The 15484-nt window shown below is 41.5% G+C and carries 13 protein-coding genes; 8 read left to right on the top strand and 5 right to left on the bottom strand.

Features of this window, described 5'->3' with window-relative positions; all coding sequences use genetic code 11:
* The first annotated feature begins 3 nt into the window (after window positions 1–3).
* The 8 genes from AKG98_RS11270 (at window position 4) to trpS (ending at window position 9043) form a co-directional block, all read left to right on the top strand.
* A complete protein-coding gene (locus AKG98_RS11270) occupies window positions 4–2280 on the top strand; it encodes a type IV pilus secretin PilQ (RefSeq protein WP_067045745.1) in 2277 nt (758 codons plus the stop codon).
* Between the two features lie 210 nt (window positions 2281–2490).
* Window positions 2491–3006, top strand: a complete 516-nt coding sequence (gene aroK / locus AKG98_RS11265; protein WP_045112070.1) for a shikimate kinase AroK — start codon at window positions 2491–2493, stop codon at window positions 3004–3006.
* Window positions 3007–3016: 10 nt separating this feature from the next.
* Entirely contained in the window at window positions 3017–4126 is a 1110-nt protein-coding gene (aroB, locus tag AKG98_RS11260) for a 3-dehydroquinate synthase (RefSeq protein WP_067045743.1), read from the top strand.
* Window positions 4104–5591: an AAA family ATPase gene (locus AKG98_RS11255; protein WP_067045741.1), complete on the top strand. Its 1488-nt coding sequence runs from the start codon at window positions 4104–4106 to the stop codon at window positions 5589–5591. Before aroB ends, AKG98_RS11255 begins: the two co-directional genes overlap by 23 nt.
* 69 nt (window positions 5592–5660) lie before the next feature.
* Window positions 5661–6473, top strand: coding sequence for a Dam family site-specific DNA-(adenine-N6)-methyltransferase (locus tag AKG98_RS11250; RefSeq protein ID WP_067045739.1), 813 nt, complete (start codon window positions 5661–5663; stop codon window positions 6471–6473).
* A 147-nt stretch (window positions 6474–6620) separates the two neighbouring features.
* Window positions 6621–7295: a ribulose-phosphate 3-epimerase gene (gene rpe, locus AKG98_RS11245; protein WP_067045737.1), complete on the top strand. Its 675-nt coding sequence runs from the start codon at window positions 6621–6623 to the stop codon at window positions 7293–7295.
* Window positions 7288–7959 (top strand): phosphoglycolate phosphatase, encoded by a 672-nt coding sequence (locus AKG98_RS11240; RefSeq protein ID WP_067045735.1) that lies wholly within the window; start codon window positions 7288–7290, stop codon window positions 7957–7959. The genes rpe and AKG98_RS11240 overlap by 8 nt, the downstream gene beginning before the upstream one ends.
* A gap of 82 nt (window positions 7960–8041) precedes the next feature.
* The gene (trpS, locus tag AKG98_RS11235) at window positions 8042–9043 is read left to right on the top strand and encodes a tryptophan--tRNA ligase (RefSeq protein WP_067045733.1); all 1002 of its coding nucleotides are present in this window, start codon (window positions 8042–8044) and stop codon (window positions 9041–9043) included.
* Between the two features lie 98 nt (window positions 9044–9141).
* Here the strand turns inward: trpS and AKG98_RS11230 are convergent, their stop codons facing one another.
* From AKG98_RS11230 to nirB, 5 genes are all read right to left on the bottom strand, one after another.
* Window positions 9142–9777, bottom strand: coding sequence for a bifunctional 4-hydroxy-2-oxoglutarate aldolase/2-dehydro-3-deoxy-phosphogluconate aldolase (locus AKG98_RS11230; protein ID WP_067045731.1), 636 nt, complete (start codon window positions 9775–9777; stop codon window positions 9142–9144).
* 67 nt (window positions 9778–9844) lie between these two features.
* Entirely contained in the window at window positions 9845–10453 is a 609-nt protein-coding gene (locus AKG98_RS11225) for a MarC family protein (protein WP_067045729.1), read from the bottom strand.
* Between the two features lie 272 nt (window positions 10454–10725).
* Window positions 10726–12465 carry a bifunctional protein-serine/threonine kinase/phosphatase gene (locus AKG98_RS11220; protein WP_067045728.1) on the bottom strand — a complete coding sequence of 580 codons (1740 nt, stop codon included), beginning with the start codon at window positions 12463–12465 and terminating at the stop codon, window positions 10726–10728.
* 25 nt (window positions 12466–12490) lie between these two features.
* Window positions 12491–12817 carry a nitrite reductase small subunit NirD gene (gene nirD, locus AKG98_RS11215; RefSeq protein ID WP_067045726.1) on the bottom strand — a complete coding sequence of 109 codons (327 nt, stop codon included), beginning with the start codon at window positions 12815–12817 and terminating at the stop codon, window positions 12491–12493.
* 130 nt (window positions 12818–12947) lie between these two features.
* Complete coding sequence (gene nirB, locus AKG98_RS11210; RefSeq protein ID WP_067045724.1) at window positions 12948–15482, bottom strand: nitrite reductase large subunit NirB; 2535 nt, start codon at window positions 15480–15482, stop codon at window positions 12948–12950.
* Window positions 15483–15484 lie beyond the last annotated feature (2 nt).

The raw sequence follows: 15484 nt of genomic DNA, 5'->3' as shown, positions 1-15484 counted from the left end.
AAAATGACTAAATCACATGTAAGATGTACCAAAATAGCAAAAATTTTGGTTTTATGGACGACCATTTTATGTTCTGCGTTCAGTTTTGCGGAGCCGCAACTAAAACAAATTCATTTAAATGCTTTGGCAGAAGGGCAGTTAGAACTCGAACTGGAGTTTAGTGAAAATGTTGTTGAATATGCAGACAAATTACAATACTCACCGCATCAATTAATTATTTTAGTACCGGATGCGAGCTCAACCTTGCTACTTAACCCGGTGGTTATCGAACAAGGTCATGTATTAAACGTAGCTGCAGAACGTGTTGATTTAGGCCTTAAAATTACCATTGCCTTAGATGAACTCGTACCGTATCAAATCATTCAAACTAATAACAGCTTAATCGCGACGTTTGGTTTACTTGCCAGTGATGTGACGGTACCTGAAATCGCAGATAATACCGTTGATATGGATACTTTGGTGCTTGCTGTTGAGCCGACAGTTGCCACTACCGGCAATAGTGCAGTACTACCGGCGGCCTCTGTTATTGATAGTAATATTGTTAGTCTTGATGTACCTTCTGCGACAGTAAGTCCTTCATTGTTAGTCACTAAAGATGGTCGTCAAGTGACAGTACAGTCGCCTAGATTTGAAGAGATTATACCGATTGAAGAGGATGACGAAGAAGATTTTAGCGGTTTTGTAAACCAAGTACGTGGGATTGATTTTCGTACTGGTAATGATGGTAGTGGTAAGTTAATTTTAACCATGAAAAACAGCTCTATGGCCGTTGATATTCAACGTAAAGGCAATAAATTAATAGCAGAGTTTCACAGTACGGCTATTTTGAAAAAATTGCTCTATATTTTAGATGTAGCTGATTTTGGTACACCTGTAACCGCGATTGAAACTTTTCATGATGAAGGTGTGACTGCGTTTGAATTAGACGTGAGTGATGATTTTACTTACCGTTATGATCAAGCTGATAATATTTTTGTAATTGAAATTACGAAGAAAGATCCAGATGAAAAAACCAGTAAATATCAAGGACAAGCGATCTCACTTAACTTCCAAGATATTCCTGTGCGTACAGTATTACAGTTAATCGCTGATTTTAATGAGTTTAACTTAGTTACCACGGATTCTGTGAATGGTAATATCACCCTGCGTTTAGATAGTGTACCATGGGAGCAAGCACTTGATATTGTCATGAAAGTGAAGGGTTTAAGTAAGCAGCTTGAAGGTAATGTGCTGATGGTTGCCCCTTCGGATGAATTAGCGGCATTAGAGCGCCGTGATCTTGTCAGTAAAAAAGAAGTGGAAGATTTAGCTGAGTTACAATCAGAATTTATTCAGATTAGTTTTGCAAAAGCCGCTGATATCACAAAGCTTTTAGCACAAAAAGATTCTAGTCTGTTATCATCGCGGGGTTCGGTTAGTTTTGATGCACGTACGAATACGGTATTAATTAAAGATACAGCGACAGCAATCGCTAGTGTGAGGCGGATTGTTGACGTATTGGACATTCCGGTTCGCCAGGTGGTTATTGAAGCGAGAATGGTGTCTATAGTTGATAATCTGGATGATGAACTTGGGATCCGTTGGGGTCTAAGCGGTAGTACTGACATTGGCAGTGGCTTTGGTTTATCATCGGGTTCGATTGAAGGTAACGATGTTTTTGCTGGTGGTCATGTACCCGCTATTGGTGACAGACTCAATGTTAATTTACCCGTGGCATCACCTGCAGGTTCTATCGCTTTTCAGATTGCTGAATTAGCGAATGGTCAGATACTCGATTTAGAACTTTCTGCATTAGAAGCAGAACAAAAAGCTGAAGTGATTGCGAGTCCAAGAATTACCACTACCGACCAAAAGTCTGCGTATATTGAACAAGGTACGGAAATCCCGTATGTTGAATCAAGTTCAAGTGGTGCAACCACTATCGCCTTTAAAAAAGCGGTATTGGGTTTACAAGTTACACCACACATTACTCCGGATAATAAAATAATCTTAGATTTGAAAATTAATCAGGATACTCGTGGTGATGATGTGAAAACCGTTGGTGGTGAAGCTGTCTCCATTGATACCCAGGTTATTAGTACGCAAGTGTTGGTTGAGAATGGCGAAACTATCGTGTTAGGCGGTATATTTAAGCATGAAATTAAAAAGATTGTAACGAAAGTTCCGGTTCTCGGTGATATCCCTTGGTTAGGTGTATTGTTCCGTAGTACTAAGACTATTAACCAAAAACGAGAGCTGTTAATCTTCGTTACACCAAAAGTGGTAGTGGATACGTTGTAACCTACCTTTGACAAAAGGCCGTAAAAACTATATAAATAGCGGTCTTTTTCTGCCTGAAATGTCATCACCTGGTTTTTTACTGGGTGTTGCTGATTTTGGCTGTTGCCAAATGTCTCATCACTGGTTGCTGCAATCAGAGGACATTTATAGGTAGGTCTGGTGCCCCTAAGAAAAAGGGTGTTATTACTTTAGATTTATTGAAGAGTTAAAATGGCTGAAAAACGTAATATATTCCTAATAGGCCCAATGGGCGCAGGTAAAAGTACAATTGGTCGCCAACTAGCGAGCCAGTTGCATTTAGACTTTATCGATTCGGATCATGAAATTGAACGCCGTACTGGTGCTGATATCTCATGGGTATTCGATGTTGAAGGTGAAGCTGGTTTCCGTGTTCGTGAGGCGGAAGTAATTGACGATCTAACACAAGAACAGGGAATTGTGTTAGCAACGGGTGGAGGCTCTATTTTAAGTAAAGAGAGTCGTAATTACCTTTCTGCTCGTGGTGTAGTTGTTTATTTAGAAACAACTATTGATAAGCAGTTAGTAAGAACATCACGCGATAAGCGTCGCCCTTTACTACAAACAGAAGAACCACGTGAAGTTCTGGAAACATTAGCTGATGCTCGTAATCCTTTATACGAAGAGATTGCTGACTTTACAGTTAAAACAGACGAACAAAGTGCGAAAGTTGTGGCGAATCAAATTATAAAGTTATTGGATTTTTAATTGGAGTAACATGGAAAGTTTAACTGTCGAACTGGGTGAGCGGAGCTACCCTATTTATATTGGTGAAGGCGTATTAACGCAAGCAGCGCAATTTACGGCTGCAATAACAACCAATAAAGTTGTCGTGATCTCAAACGATACGGTTGCACCGTTGTATTTACAACGTGTTCAAGCATTGTTACACGACTATAAATTTGACAGTATTATTCTTTCTGATGGTGAACAATTTAAAACCTTAGATACTTTAAATGAGATCTTTACCGCGCTACTGCGTGAGAATTGTGGACGTGATACCACGTTGATCGCTCTCGGTGGTGGTGTTATTGGTGACATGGTTGGCTTTGCGGCTGCCTGTTACCAACGCGGTATCCCCTTTATTCAAATCCCGACGACTGTGTTGAGTCAAGTTGATTCCTCGGTTGGCGGTAAAACGGCTGTTAATCATCCGTTGGGTAAAAATATGATTGGCGCTTTTTATCAGCCCAATGCTGTTTTTATCGATACGGATTGTTTAGCGACCTTGCCTCGACGCGAACTGGCGGCTGGTATGGCTGAAGTGATTAAGTACGGGATCATTTATGATGCGGACTTTTTTGTTTGGCTAGAAGAAAACATTGCAGCGCTAATGGCGCTCGATACGGCAGCGTTGGAATACGCAATTTATCGTTGCTGTGAAATCAAAGCTGAAATTGTTGCTATTGATGAAAAAGAGCAGGGCTTACGCGCGTTGCTCAACCTTGGTCATACCTATGGTCATGCTATTGAAGCGGAAATGGGTTATGGTGTTTGGTTACACGGTGAAGCGGTTGCTGCTGGAATGATAATGGCAGCACAAACATCGGCATTAATGGGGCTATTAACAGCAGCTCAAGTAACACGTATCGCTGCATTAATCGCGGCTGCTGAGCTGCCTTTACTGGCGCCAGCGGAAATGAGCTTTGACGCATTTATGCAGCACATGAAACGTGATAAGAAAGTACTTAATGGCCAACTTCGTTTTATTTTACCAACATCAATTGGCAGTGCCGAAGTATTATCGACAGTAACTGAAAGTACGTTACGCGATGTGGTTAATTTCCATAATCAGGCGGATTCTAGTGCACTATTCAGTTCAAACTGAAATTTATACTCAAACGCAGCTGTGTGAACGGCTGCGCCATCTCACACAATTCTCTTCACATTTATTATTCGTAAGCGGTGAACCTGGCTCAGGTAAATCAACGGTATTACGTAATTATGTAGAATCAGATTTTAATCAAAAAACCATTACAATTGATGCGCAGCAGTGCCATGATGATACGGCAGTGAGAACGCAAGTATTACAGCAGATAAGCTATGATGGTCGTTTCAATGCGCATATAATGTTAGCCGAGAGCTTACCATTACTTGCTCAGCAGCTTGAACATGAATTCACGCTATGTATTGATAATGCCATGACGTTATCGCCAGCAAGTATTGCTGAGTTTGCACAATTAGTGGAATTAAGTCTTAATCATAAAATTAATATTAAAATAAATATCATTTTATTTGCAGAAAGTAAGTGGGTTGATATAACCATACTGCCATTTGCAAAATCAGCAACCAATGTATTGGAGTTGGAAATGACCGTATTAGATCCGCAAGCCGCTGTGCAATTTGTTGAGCAGCAATTTAGTCAAGCTGATTATAAACCCACGTTTGTTAATCAGGATGCAATTAATCGTCAAATTGAAGCGTGTCATGGTAATCCAGCTGAATTAGCAAAATGTGCGCAAGCGATCATGCAGGGGCAGGTTTATCGCGCTGAATCATCAACGCCGAGTACGACGGATAAATCTGTGATAACGTCAAATAAGTCATTTTATTTAGCGGCGATGATTGCTGGCGTGTTGCTGTTAGGTAGTGCAGGCTCATTTTTATATAACACTTATCAAACTGAGCAACAACAAGCTGCTGATACCGTGCTGAAAGAGCCTCTATTGCTCTCTCCTGTGATGACACAAGACGATGCTGTGACAACGGATGTAAATACAGATGCAGGGGCTATTGTCGATGCGAGCGAACCTCAAATGTTAGCCAGTGATTGGGATGATGAGTTACCAACCGAAATAGGTCAAACTATCACGTTAACAGATCCTGTTGTCTCCGTACCAAGACCGCAAGTAGGTAAACAGCGAATTGTGATTGATGATGCTGCTGTGAATAAGATGATTGCCAAGCAAAAAACATCAGATACTGCAAAAGTAATTGATAGTAAAATGGTTGTGGAAGTCGCTGACAAAGTGGTGCTAAAAGACGCTGTAAATACAGCTAAAACATTAACCAATCAAGCTTGGTTGATGGCTCAACCGGCGAAAAATTATACGTTTCAAATTGCTGGATTAAGTCGTAAATCACAGCTGAAGCAGTATTTAAACGAGAACGAATTACCTGAAAATGTCTGGACATATCAAACACTACGTAACAACAAGCCTTGGTATGTGGTTCTTTATGGTAGCTTTACCAGTGTTGAGCAGGCTAATGCCGCGAAACTAAAATTACCAGCGTCGGTACAAAAAGATAAACCTTGGTTGAAACGATTCGTTCAGGTCCAAAGAGATTTATAAATAAACAGCGCAATTTAGCTGTAATGCATGTACAATCGGCCCCCTTTTATTTAGCGATATAAGTCACAAATGCAGAAAACGCGAGCCTTCTTAAAATGGGCCGGAGGTAAGTATTCTCTGGTTGATCGTCTACGTGAAAAACTACCGGCTGGTAAGCGTTTAGTTGAACCGTTTGTTGGCGCTTGTTCAGTATTTTTAAATACTGATTATGACGAATACCTGTTGAATGATATTAATCCTGATTTGATTAATATGTATAAGATCCTACAAAACAAACCAGAACAATTTATTGCCGATGCCCAGCGTTTCTTTACGCCTGAATTTAATGATAAAGAGCGTTATTACAAAATACGTGAAAAGTTTAACAAAACTCGTGATCCTTATCAGCGTTCGTTAATGTTTCTTTACATGAATCGTCATGGCTTTAATGGTTTATGCCGTTATAACAAATCGGGTGGTTTTAATGTGCCATTTGGTTCTTATAAGAAACCGTACTTTCCGTTAAAAGAATTACGTTTTTTTGCTGAGAAATCGAAAAAAGCCACGTTTATTTGTGAATCTTATTCTGAAGTTTATAAACGTTTACGCAGTGATGATGTGGTTTATTGTGATCCGCCGTATGCGCCATTAAGTACAACGGCAAGCTTTACTTCGTATGCGACTAATGGCTTTAGTCTAGATGATCAGGCGCTGCTGGCTAAAGTTTCTCGTGAAACAGCACAAGAGCGACAGATCCCGATATTGATTTCGAATCATGACATTCCGTTAATGCGTGAACTTTATCATGGCTCTATATTTGAGGTTGTTCAGGTTAAACGTACCATCAGCCGTAATGCTGGTAAGCGTAATAAAGTCGACGAACTGTTGGCGTTATACAGCTAAATGTAATGTATTAACACTATTCGCTTTAATTTATCGGCCAATACTGAGTTGTCAGTGTTATTCTGGTTTTATTATTTTACCCTAGGGGCTAACTTAGGGTAAGATTTGCACAGAGTAATGGAATAACAACAACTGAGAGCACGCCAAATGAAAAACTTTCTGATTGCCCCTTCAATTCTGTCTGCTAATTTTGCTAACCTTGGCCAAGAAGTCGATGCTGTACTGGCAGCGGGTGCTGACGTTATTCATTTTGATGTTATGGATAACCACTACGTACCCAATTTAACTATTGGTCCAATGATCTGTAAAGCATTACGTGATCATGGTGTGACCGCACCGATTGACGTGCATTTAATGGTGCGCCCGGTTGATCATATGATTAATGAATTTGCCAAAGCGGGTGCATCAATGATCACTTTTCATGCTGAAGCGTCTGATCATGTAGACCGTTCTTTACAACTAATTAAAGAGCATGGTTTAAAAGCCGGCTTAGTATTAAACCCTGCGACGCCTTTGCATTACTTAGATTATGTGATGGACAAGTTGGACATGATCTTGTTGATGTCGGTAAACCCAGGTTTTGGCGGTCAAAGTTTTATTCCCTCCACTTTACAAAAATTACGTGATGTACGTAAATTGATTGATGCCAGTGGTCATGACATCATTCTTGAAATTGATGGTGGTGTTAAAGTTGATAATATCCGTGAAATTGCAGAAGCAGGTGCTGATATGTTTGTTGCTGGTTCTGCTATTTACGGCCAAGAAGACTATAAAAAAGTCATTGATGAAATGCGTTCGGAGTTAGAAAAAGCCAATGTTTAAACTTATTTGTTTTGATTTAGACGGTACCCTTGTTGATAGTGTACCTGATCTTGCAGCTGCCGTTAATTGCATGCTGAGTGATTTTGAACGTGCTCATTTCTCGGAAGATGAAGTACGCGGTTGGGTTGGTAATGGTGCACAAGTACTCGTGCAGCGTGCGTTATCAGGCAGTGTTAATATATCTGATGATATTGATCCGGCATTATTTAATGATGCACTGGCGTCATTCTTAAAGCACTATTCTGCAAATGTATATACACACAGCGTGTTATACCCAAATGTAAAAGAAACGCTAACCGCACTGAGAGAGGCAGGGTTTAAACTTGCGATAGTGACCAACAAACCTATGGTTCAAACCACACCGGTACTTGAATTAGCGGGTATCAGTGAGTTCTTTGAGGTGGTACTTGGTGGCGATTCGCTGGCTGAGAAAAAACCTAATCCGTTACCGTTATTACATTGTTTAGATCACTATCAGTTTAAAGCTGAAGATGCGCTAATGGTGGGTGACTCTAAGAACGATATTATTGCAGCACAAGCGGCAAACTTCACTAGCTTTGGTTTAACGTATGGTTATAACTACGGAATTCCAATTAGTGACAGTAACCCTGACTTTGTGGCTGATGATATCAGTGAGCTATTAACAGCAGTGAAATTAAAGTAATCGCGATAGCAGTATAAACATGATTGGGTAAGTAAGCTTGCTTGCCCACAATTGAATAAATTAAGAGATTGGGAATATATCTATGACAAAACCTGTTGTATTAAGTGGTATTCAGCCTTCAGGCAGTATGACGATTGGTAACTATATTGGTGCAATCAATCAATGGCTGGACATGCAGGAACACAGCGACTGTCATTTCATGCTTGCGGACTTACATACCATCACGGTACGTCAAGACCCGAAAGAGTTTAAATCACAGGTGCTTGAAGGCCTAGCAATGTATGTTGCATGTGGTTTAGATCCTGAAAAGTCGACTATCTTCTTACAATCTCAAGTACCAGAACATGCGCAATTGAGTTGGTTACTTAACTGTTATACGCAGATGGGTGAATTAAACCGCATGACGCAGTTTAAAGATAAATCGAATAACTCTAGCAGCAGTAATTCAGGTTTATATACTTACCCTGTGTTAATGGCTGCAGACATTTTACTTTATCAAGCAGATGAAGTACCAGTCGGCGATGATCAAAAGCAGCACCTAGAATTAGCGCGTACTATCGCGACTCGTTTTAATAATATCTACGGTGACGTATTTAAAGTGCCAGAACCGATGATCCCAACGTTGGGCGCACGTATTATGAGCCTGCAAGATCCGTTGAAGAAAATGTCTAAGTCAGATGACAACCCAAAAGCTTTTATCAAGTTATTAGATGATCCGAAAAAGATTGTCAAGAAACTGAAAAGTGCAGTAACAGACAGTGATGAGCAAGCGCGCATTTACTTTGATAACAAAGAAAAGCCGGGTGTATCTAACTTACTAACATTACTTTCTGTAGCAACTAAACGTCCAGTTGCTGATCTTGTGCCTGAATACGAAGATAAAATGTATGGTCACTTGAAGAAAGATACCGCTGATGCTGTCGTGGCTATGATTGAGCCGATTCAAGCGCGTTACCACGAGTTACGCGCTGATGAGACTGAACTGCAGCGCATTATGCGTATCGGTGCTGAAAAAGCGTCTGAGCGTGCAGCTCCTACGTTAGCGAAAGCATATGAAGCTGTTGGTTTCATTGCTAACAAATAAACTGTGATTAGGTGATAGGCTTATTACCGAATAACAGTATTATTGAATAATCTAATCGTTAAAACCCTATATCTGATGGTATAGGGTTTTTTTATGATTTACTGTTCCGCTGCATGTGCAACTGCTTCACGCACCAGACGGCCAATTTCTTCCCAGTTTCCTGCCGTAATCAGCTTCGGTGCGACCATCCAAGTGCCACCGCAACAGACTACACGCTCTAAACCGAGGTAATCAGAAATATTGTCTTTGCTGATGCCGCCACTTGGCATTAGAGAAACGTCGACATAAGGTGCTAGCAATGATTTTACCATTGCGATACCACCAGACGCTTCAGCAGGGAAGAACTTCATAAACGTTAAGTTAAGCGCTAAACCTTGCTCGATTTGACTGGGACTATTGACCCCAGGAACGATCGGCATGCCAATCTCTTGGCAGTATTTTACTGTGGTTGGATTTAACCCTGGCGCCACGACGAATTCAGCACCGACTGATTTTGCCTTGTCTACTTGCTCGGCGTTTAATACTGTGCCTGCGCCAATACACATGTCTGGGTAGGCTTCACGCATTAGGCGGATAGCTTCAGCTGCCGCTTTTGTTCTGAATGTGACTTCTGCAACAGGTAAACCATTTTCTACTAAGGCTTTAGCCAGTGGCACGGCTTGTGACGCGTTATCAATTTGAATCACTGGGATGATTTTGAATGGCTTTAATTTAGCAATTAGATCTTTAGACATGGTTATGCTCCTGCGATTTGAAATTGGTCTGTCGCTATTGGGGAATAATAGCCCAGATGTCATGACATTAAAGTAAGAAATAAACCTTAATACCTGATAACACACTGTTGGTCGCAACGGCTGCCAAGATCATGCCCATTACTTTACTGATAATGCTGGCACCACTATTGCCAATGTAGCGATGGATCCAGCTGGCTGCGAGCATAAAGAGAAAAGCGATAAATAATACCGAAAGCATCACGCCCGCGGTTTGCATTTGTTGGAAAATGCTAAAGCTCGAATTCTCAGTGAGCAATACGGCTGCTAACATCGCTCCTGGGCTTGCTAGGGAAGGTACGGCGAGTGGGAAAATAGCTGTCTCACTGCCATCTTTGACCAGCTGCATTTCGGTATCGGGTTTGCTATCACCAAATATCATGGTCAACGCAAATAAAAATAAGATGATGCCGCCAGCGATTTCAAATGCTGGTAACGGTATATCAATCGCCGTTAAAATTAATTCCCCTGCGATAATAAAAAACAGCAATATAAGTGCCGCCGCACAGGCCGCTTGCAATGCAATTTTACGTTTGGATTTTTCATCAAATTGACTGGTTGCCGCAATAAATACTGGCACAGTTCCCACAGGATCAATCACTGCAAAGAAAAATATAAATACCGATATATAATCAATCATAGTGGTTACCTATTAACTGAGACGTGTAGTGATGGCAGAGAAGTGTGTGGAGTAATGTTGGCGTAGTTATTTTTATAATGAGCGTAAACACATTATTCATCGGTAATGGACTCCTGTCATACAGCTGGGTTTTAATGATCTGTGGTTAAATAGGTTCAATTTTTATAGAACAGTATTATACCTTGTATAGTATACGCATTTATTTAATACCCAGTGATATTGAGGTGTTTTACGTATATTTACATACAGAGCCAAATTTAACCTCGAACCCACTAACTAAATAGCGAAATACATAAAGCAAACAGCAGTAATAACGAGATCACTTGCCAGAAGCGCTCCGGATTTTTTTCAACCAAGGTTTGCTTACGATTATTCTTATATTTGGGATTAGGATGTTGTAACTCATATAAGAGTTCGGATACATCTGCATGACGCTTATTCGGATCGAAGCGCAGGCCTTTTTTGATGGTGCCATCTAACCAGAATGGGACTAATGGGTTGTGTTCATAGGCTGGAATATACTTGGTATTAAGATATGCCTTTTGGGTTCGGCAAGTTTCGAGTTTGCCATTAAAAGGTTGTTTGCCTGTGAGCATTTCAAAAATTATAACGGAAATGGCGAAGATATCGGATTGCGCAGTACTATCACCATTGATCACGGTTTCTGGGGCGGAGTAGGCTGCCGTGCCAAGGATCTTATCTCGCTGTAATGGCGTGGCTATTTCAGCGATGCCTTTGACAAAACAAGAACCAAAATCAATAATTTTAACTTGGCTGTTGTTATCGATCATGATATTGCCCGGCTTTAAGTCTTGATGTAGTGTTTCTTTACGATGAAAAGCACGTAAGCCTTTAATAACCTGTTCTACAATATTAAGTACATCTTGGATTGGCGGATTCGGATTCTGACTTATCCATTGCTCTAGCGTAATGCCTTCAATCAGTTCCATTAAATAATAGAGGTGGTTTTTTTTTCTGTTGGTTTCGACAATTTTTAAAATATGCGGGTTATGCAGTCGTGAACCAATCCAGGTCTCCATGGTAAAACGTTCGATATAAGCATGATCATCAATATAGTTGACCGAAGGTGCTTTCATGCAGTATTGCTGTTTGGTTTCTTTATCTTCGACTAAATATAAGTGACTGCTACTACTGGCATGCAACTCTTTAATGACTTTTAGTCCATCAATCGATAACCCAGTGCGTAATGCGGGAGGGAAAGGCATGGAGGCAAGGTGCACATGCACATCTTCGGCACTGAGCTTGGGTAAACTGTCGATACGCAACAATTGACAGCTGATATTATCATTACTGTTATTGGCCAGTGCATGTTGAATTAGCTGCTCGCAGCATGCTTCAAAATCACTCTCTGCAGATGTATGCGTTTGTTGCACCATATCTCGTAATAATTTATCGCTAACAAAATCATGCAAACCATCGGTTGATAATAAAAACACATCACCGACTTGCAATTCTACTTCTTTATAATCCACATCGAGGGTGACATCTAAGCCCATTGCACGCGCTAGATAAGACTGTTTACTATTAACAACAGTGGTGTGGTCTCGGGTTAATTGCTCAAGGTTATTGTTACGTAAACGGTATATTCGTGAATCACCAACATGCAGTAAATGCGCAGCATGCGATTTAAAGACAATGGCGCTTAAGGTGGTGAGGTAGCCTTTTTGAGCATCGGCAAATTGTCGACCTTGACTGTATAACCAACGATTGAGCGCGGTTAATACCTGACCTGTTGACTTACCAACGGACCAGGTTTCAGGTGTAGAGTAATAATCAGATAAGAAATTATGTACGCAGGTTTCACTGGCTTCTTTACCTGCTTCTGACGCGCTGACACCATCAGCGATAATGGCAACCGCACCTTTGGTAGTGAGCAGTAAATCATCTGGAATGCGAATACCAATGGCATCTTCATTATGTGCTTTTATTCCTTCCACTGAGCGCTGACCAATGGTAAAGGTCGCGCCGCCTTGTAAGTGCCATGGCGACATAATAACTCCCTGTAAATATGATCTTTTATGCTGCTACTTCTACCATACCATCAGTGATACGAACCTTATATACGGGTACAGATAAAGTCTCATTTTCAAGACATTCACCTGTTGTTAGGCTGAAATGTTCTTTATAAAGTGGAGATGACACGGTTAACACATCTTTCACCGAAGTAATGAGGCCGCGTGATAATACGTTGGCTTTACTTGCTGGGCAATAGTTATCAATCGCAAATAACTGATCCGTTTTACGGTCCAAGAAAATAGCAACTTGCTTACCGTTCACTAACGCACACACACCGGCATCGGGTGTTAGTTTATTTTTTTCAATAATTGGAGTCCAAGTCGTCATAATAAATCCTTAAATCTGCTGTTAGCGGGTGAACGCACCCGCTAACAGCTGTTATAGATAGTTGTCATCGATAACTGTGATCAATTACTGTCATCGATTGCTGTTAGGTTGAACGTGGTGGTTTAACCTGTTAGTTCACTTCGAGCACAGGGATTTGACCTGCGCGTTCTGCGGGTGTCGCAGGACGGATTTGATCGCGGACCTCAACAAATTGCACCGCACTGTCTTTTTCTTCAGAGTTAATGAAGTGTTTAAAACGGAGTAGTTTTTCAGGGCTTTCAATCGTTGTTTTCCATTCACATTGGTAGTTAGCAATGTTTGCGGCCATTTCAGATTCAAGCTCTGTTGTAAGGCCCAGTTTGTCGTTAATCACCACGTCTTTAAGGTAATCTAAGCCACCTTCAAGGTTTTCTAACCAAACTGATGTACGCTGTAGGCGGTCTGCGGTACGGATATAGAACATCAATACACGATCAATATATTTGTACAGCGTGTCAGTATCTAGGTCGGTCGCGAATAAATCGGCATGACGAGGGCGCATCCCACCGTTACCACAGACATAGAGACTCCAGCCACCCTCTGTAGCAATAATCCCAATGTCTTTGCCCTGAGCTTCAGCACATTCTCGAGTACAACCAGAAACGCCAAACTTAATTTTATGTGGCGAGCGTAAACCTTTGTAGCGGTTCTCAAGATCAATTGCCAGTGACATGCTGTCTTGCACACCATAACGACACCATGTACTACCCACACACGATTTTACTGTACGCAGTGATTTACCGTAAGCGTGACCTGTTTCGAAGCCTTCTTGGATCAGCCATGCCCATATTTCGGGTAGTTGATGTAATTGCGCACCAAATAAATCGATACGTAGTCCACCGGTTATCTTGGTATATAAGCCATACTTTTTAGCCACTTCACCGAGTACAATTAATTTTTCTGGGGTGATCTCACCCGCTGGGATCCGTGGTACAACAGAGTAGGTACCGTCTTTTTGCATGTTGCCTAAATAAACGTCATTGACGTCTTGCAGACCAAGATGATCATCTTCGAGGATGTAGTCATTCCAGAATGACGCAAGAATGTTGGCTACAGTCGGACGACAAATTTCACAACCATGACCAGCGCCAAACTCGGTGATTAATGCTTCGAATGTTTTAATACGTTTAACACGGATTATGTCAGCCAGTTCTGCACGTGAGTAAGCAAAATGCTCACACAGATCGGTGTTCACTTCAACACCCATGCTTTCAAGTTCGGCATTAAGTACTTGCGTTACCAGTGCGCTACAGCCACCACAACCAGTACCAGCTTTGGTGATTGATTTAATGTCACCAATGCTCGTTGCACCATCTTGTACCGCGGCACAGATTTGACCTTTTGTTACGTCAAGACATGAACAAAGAACCGCTGAATCAGGCAGGGCATCCACGCCCATCGTGACCGAGCCACCTTCTGCGGGTGGTACCAACATATTCTCTGGCGCACCGGGAATATCCATGTCGTTTAAGTAAATTTGTAACCAAGTACCGTAATCTTCCGCTTCACCCACCATTACCGCGCCCAGTAGTTTCTTACCACATGCGCTAATAACCAGTTTTTTGTAAATTTGATCAGCTTCGTTAGTGAATACATAATTTTGCGCGCCTTCTGCTGCGCCATGAGCATCACCGATACTGGCTACGTCAACACCAAGCAATTTCAGCTTGGTACTCATGTCAGCACCTGTGAACGCTAAGTTACCCGCACCAACAATTTGGTCTACCGCTACTTTCGCCATTTGGTAACCGGGTGCTACCAGACCGAAAATACGGCCTTGCCATAATGCACACTCGCCAATCGCGAAAATATTTTCGTCAGAGGTTAAACATTGATCATTAATTTGAATACCACCTCGTTCGCCTAGTGCTAGGTCGAATGAACGGGCTAATTCATCTTGCGGGCGAATACCCGCAGAGAAGATGATCATATCGGTTTCAACGTGAGAACCGTCAGCAAAGTTCATACGGTAACGGCACGTCTCACCTTTAACAATTTCTTTGGTATTTTTTTCTGTGTGGACGTTGACACCGAGCGCTGCAATTTTGTCTCGCAGAATTTTGCCACCACCATTGTCAACTTGCACTGCCATTAGGCGAGGTGCGAATTCAACCACGTGGGTTTCTAAACCTAATTGTTTGATTGCATTTGCTGCTTCAAGACCCAATAGACCACCACCGATAACCACACCCACTTTACTTTCTTTTGCCGATGCTGTGATGTCTTCTAAATCGTTAATTGTACGGTAAACAAGACAATGGTCTTGGTCTTTACCTGGAATTGGAGGCACGAACGGATATGAACCTGTCGCCAGTACTAATTTGTCGTAACTCTCGACACGACCTTGTGCTGTCGTTACGGTTTTAGCGGCTTTATCAATACTAACCACTTTATCGTTTACAAAGTACTGGACGCCATTGTCGTCATAGTATTCTGGCGAGGTCATCATTAAGTCATCAGCTGTTTTACCGCTGAAATAAGCACTTAATTGAACACGATCATAAGCAAGGCGGGATTCTTCACTGAATGTGGTGATTTGCACTTCGCCCATCTTTTCTTGTTGAATAAATTGGTCAATGAAATGGTGACCTACCATGCCGTTACCGACAACTATAATTCTTTTCATGA

It is taken from the genome of Moritella sp. JT01, assembly GCF_001574435.1.
In the GTDB taxonomy this organism is placed as follows: Bacteria; Pseudomonadota; Gammaproteobacteria; order Enterobacterales; family Moritellaceae; genus Moritella.
This window is presented reverse-complemented; position numbering and strand designations above follow the sequence as displayed.

Excerpts from the sequence above, each read along its gene's own strand:
- AKG98_RS11225 (WP_067045729.1), bottom strand. The coding sequence starts at position 10,453 with ATGATTGATTATATATCGGTATTTATATTTTTCTTTGCAGTGATTGAT.
- aroK (WP_045112070.1), top strand. The coding sequence starts at position 2,491 with ATGGCTGAAAAACGTAATATATTCCTAATAGGCCCAATGGGCGCAGGT.
- AKG98_RS11270 (WP_067045745.1), top strand. The coding sequence starts at position 4 with ATGACTAAATCACATGTAAGATGTACCAAAATAGCAAAAATTTTGGTT.
- nirB (WP_067045724.1), bottom strand. The coding sequence starts at position 15,482 with ATGAAAAGAATTATAGTTGTCGGTAACGGCATGGTAGGTCACCATTTC.
- rpe (WP_067045737.1), top strand. The coding sequence starts at position 6,621 with ATGAAAAACTTTCTGATTGCCCCTTCAATTCTGTCTGCTAATTTTGCT.
- AKG98_RS11220 (WP_067045728.1), bottom strand. The coding sequence starts at position 12,465 with ATGTCGCCATGGCACTTACAAGGCGGCGCGACCTTTACCATTGGTCAG.
- trpS (WP_067045733.1), top strand. The coding sequence starts at position 8,042 with ATGACAAAACCTGTTGTATTAAGTGGTATTCAGCCTTCAGGCAGTATG.
- AKG98_RS11250 (WP_067045739.1), top strand. The coding sequence starts at position 5,661 with ATGCAGAAAACGCGAGCCTTCTTAAAATGGGCCGGAGGTAAGTATTCT.
- aroB (WP_067045743.1), top strand. The coding sequence starts at position 3,017 with ATGGAAAGTTTAACTGTCGAACTGGGTGAGCGGAGCTACCCTATTTAT.
- AKG98_RS11230 (WP_067045731.1), bottom strand. The coding sequence starts at position 9,777 with ATGTCTAAAGATCTAATTGCTAAATTAAAGCCATTCAAAATCATCCCA.
- nirD (WP_067045726.1), bottom strand. The coding sequence starts at position 12,817 with ATGACGACTTGGACTCCAATTATTGAAAAAAATAAACTAACACCCGAT.
- AKG98_RS11240 (WP_067045735.1), top strand. The coding sequence starts at position 7,288 with ATGTTTAAACTTATTTGTTTTGATTTAGACGGTACCCTTGTTGATAGT.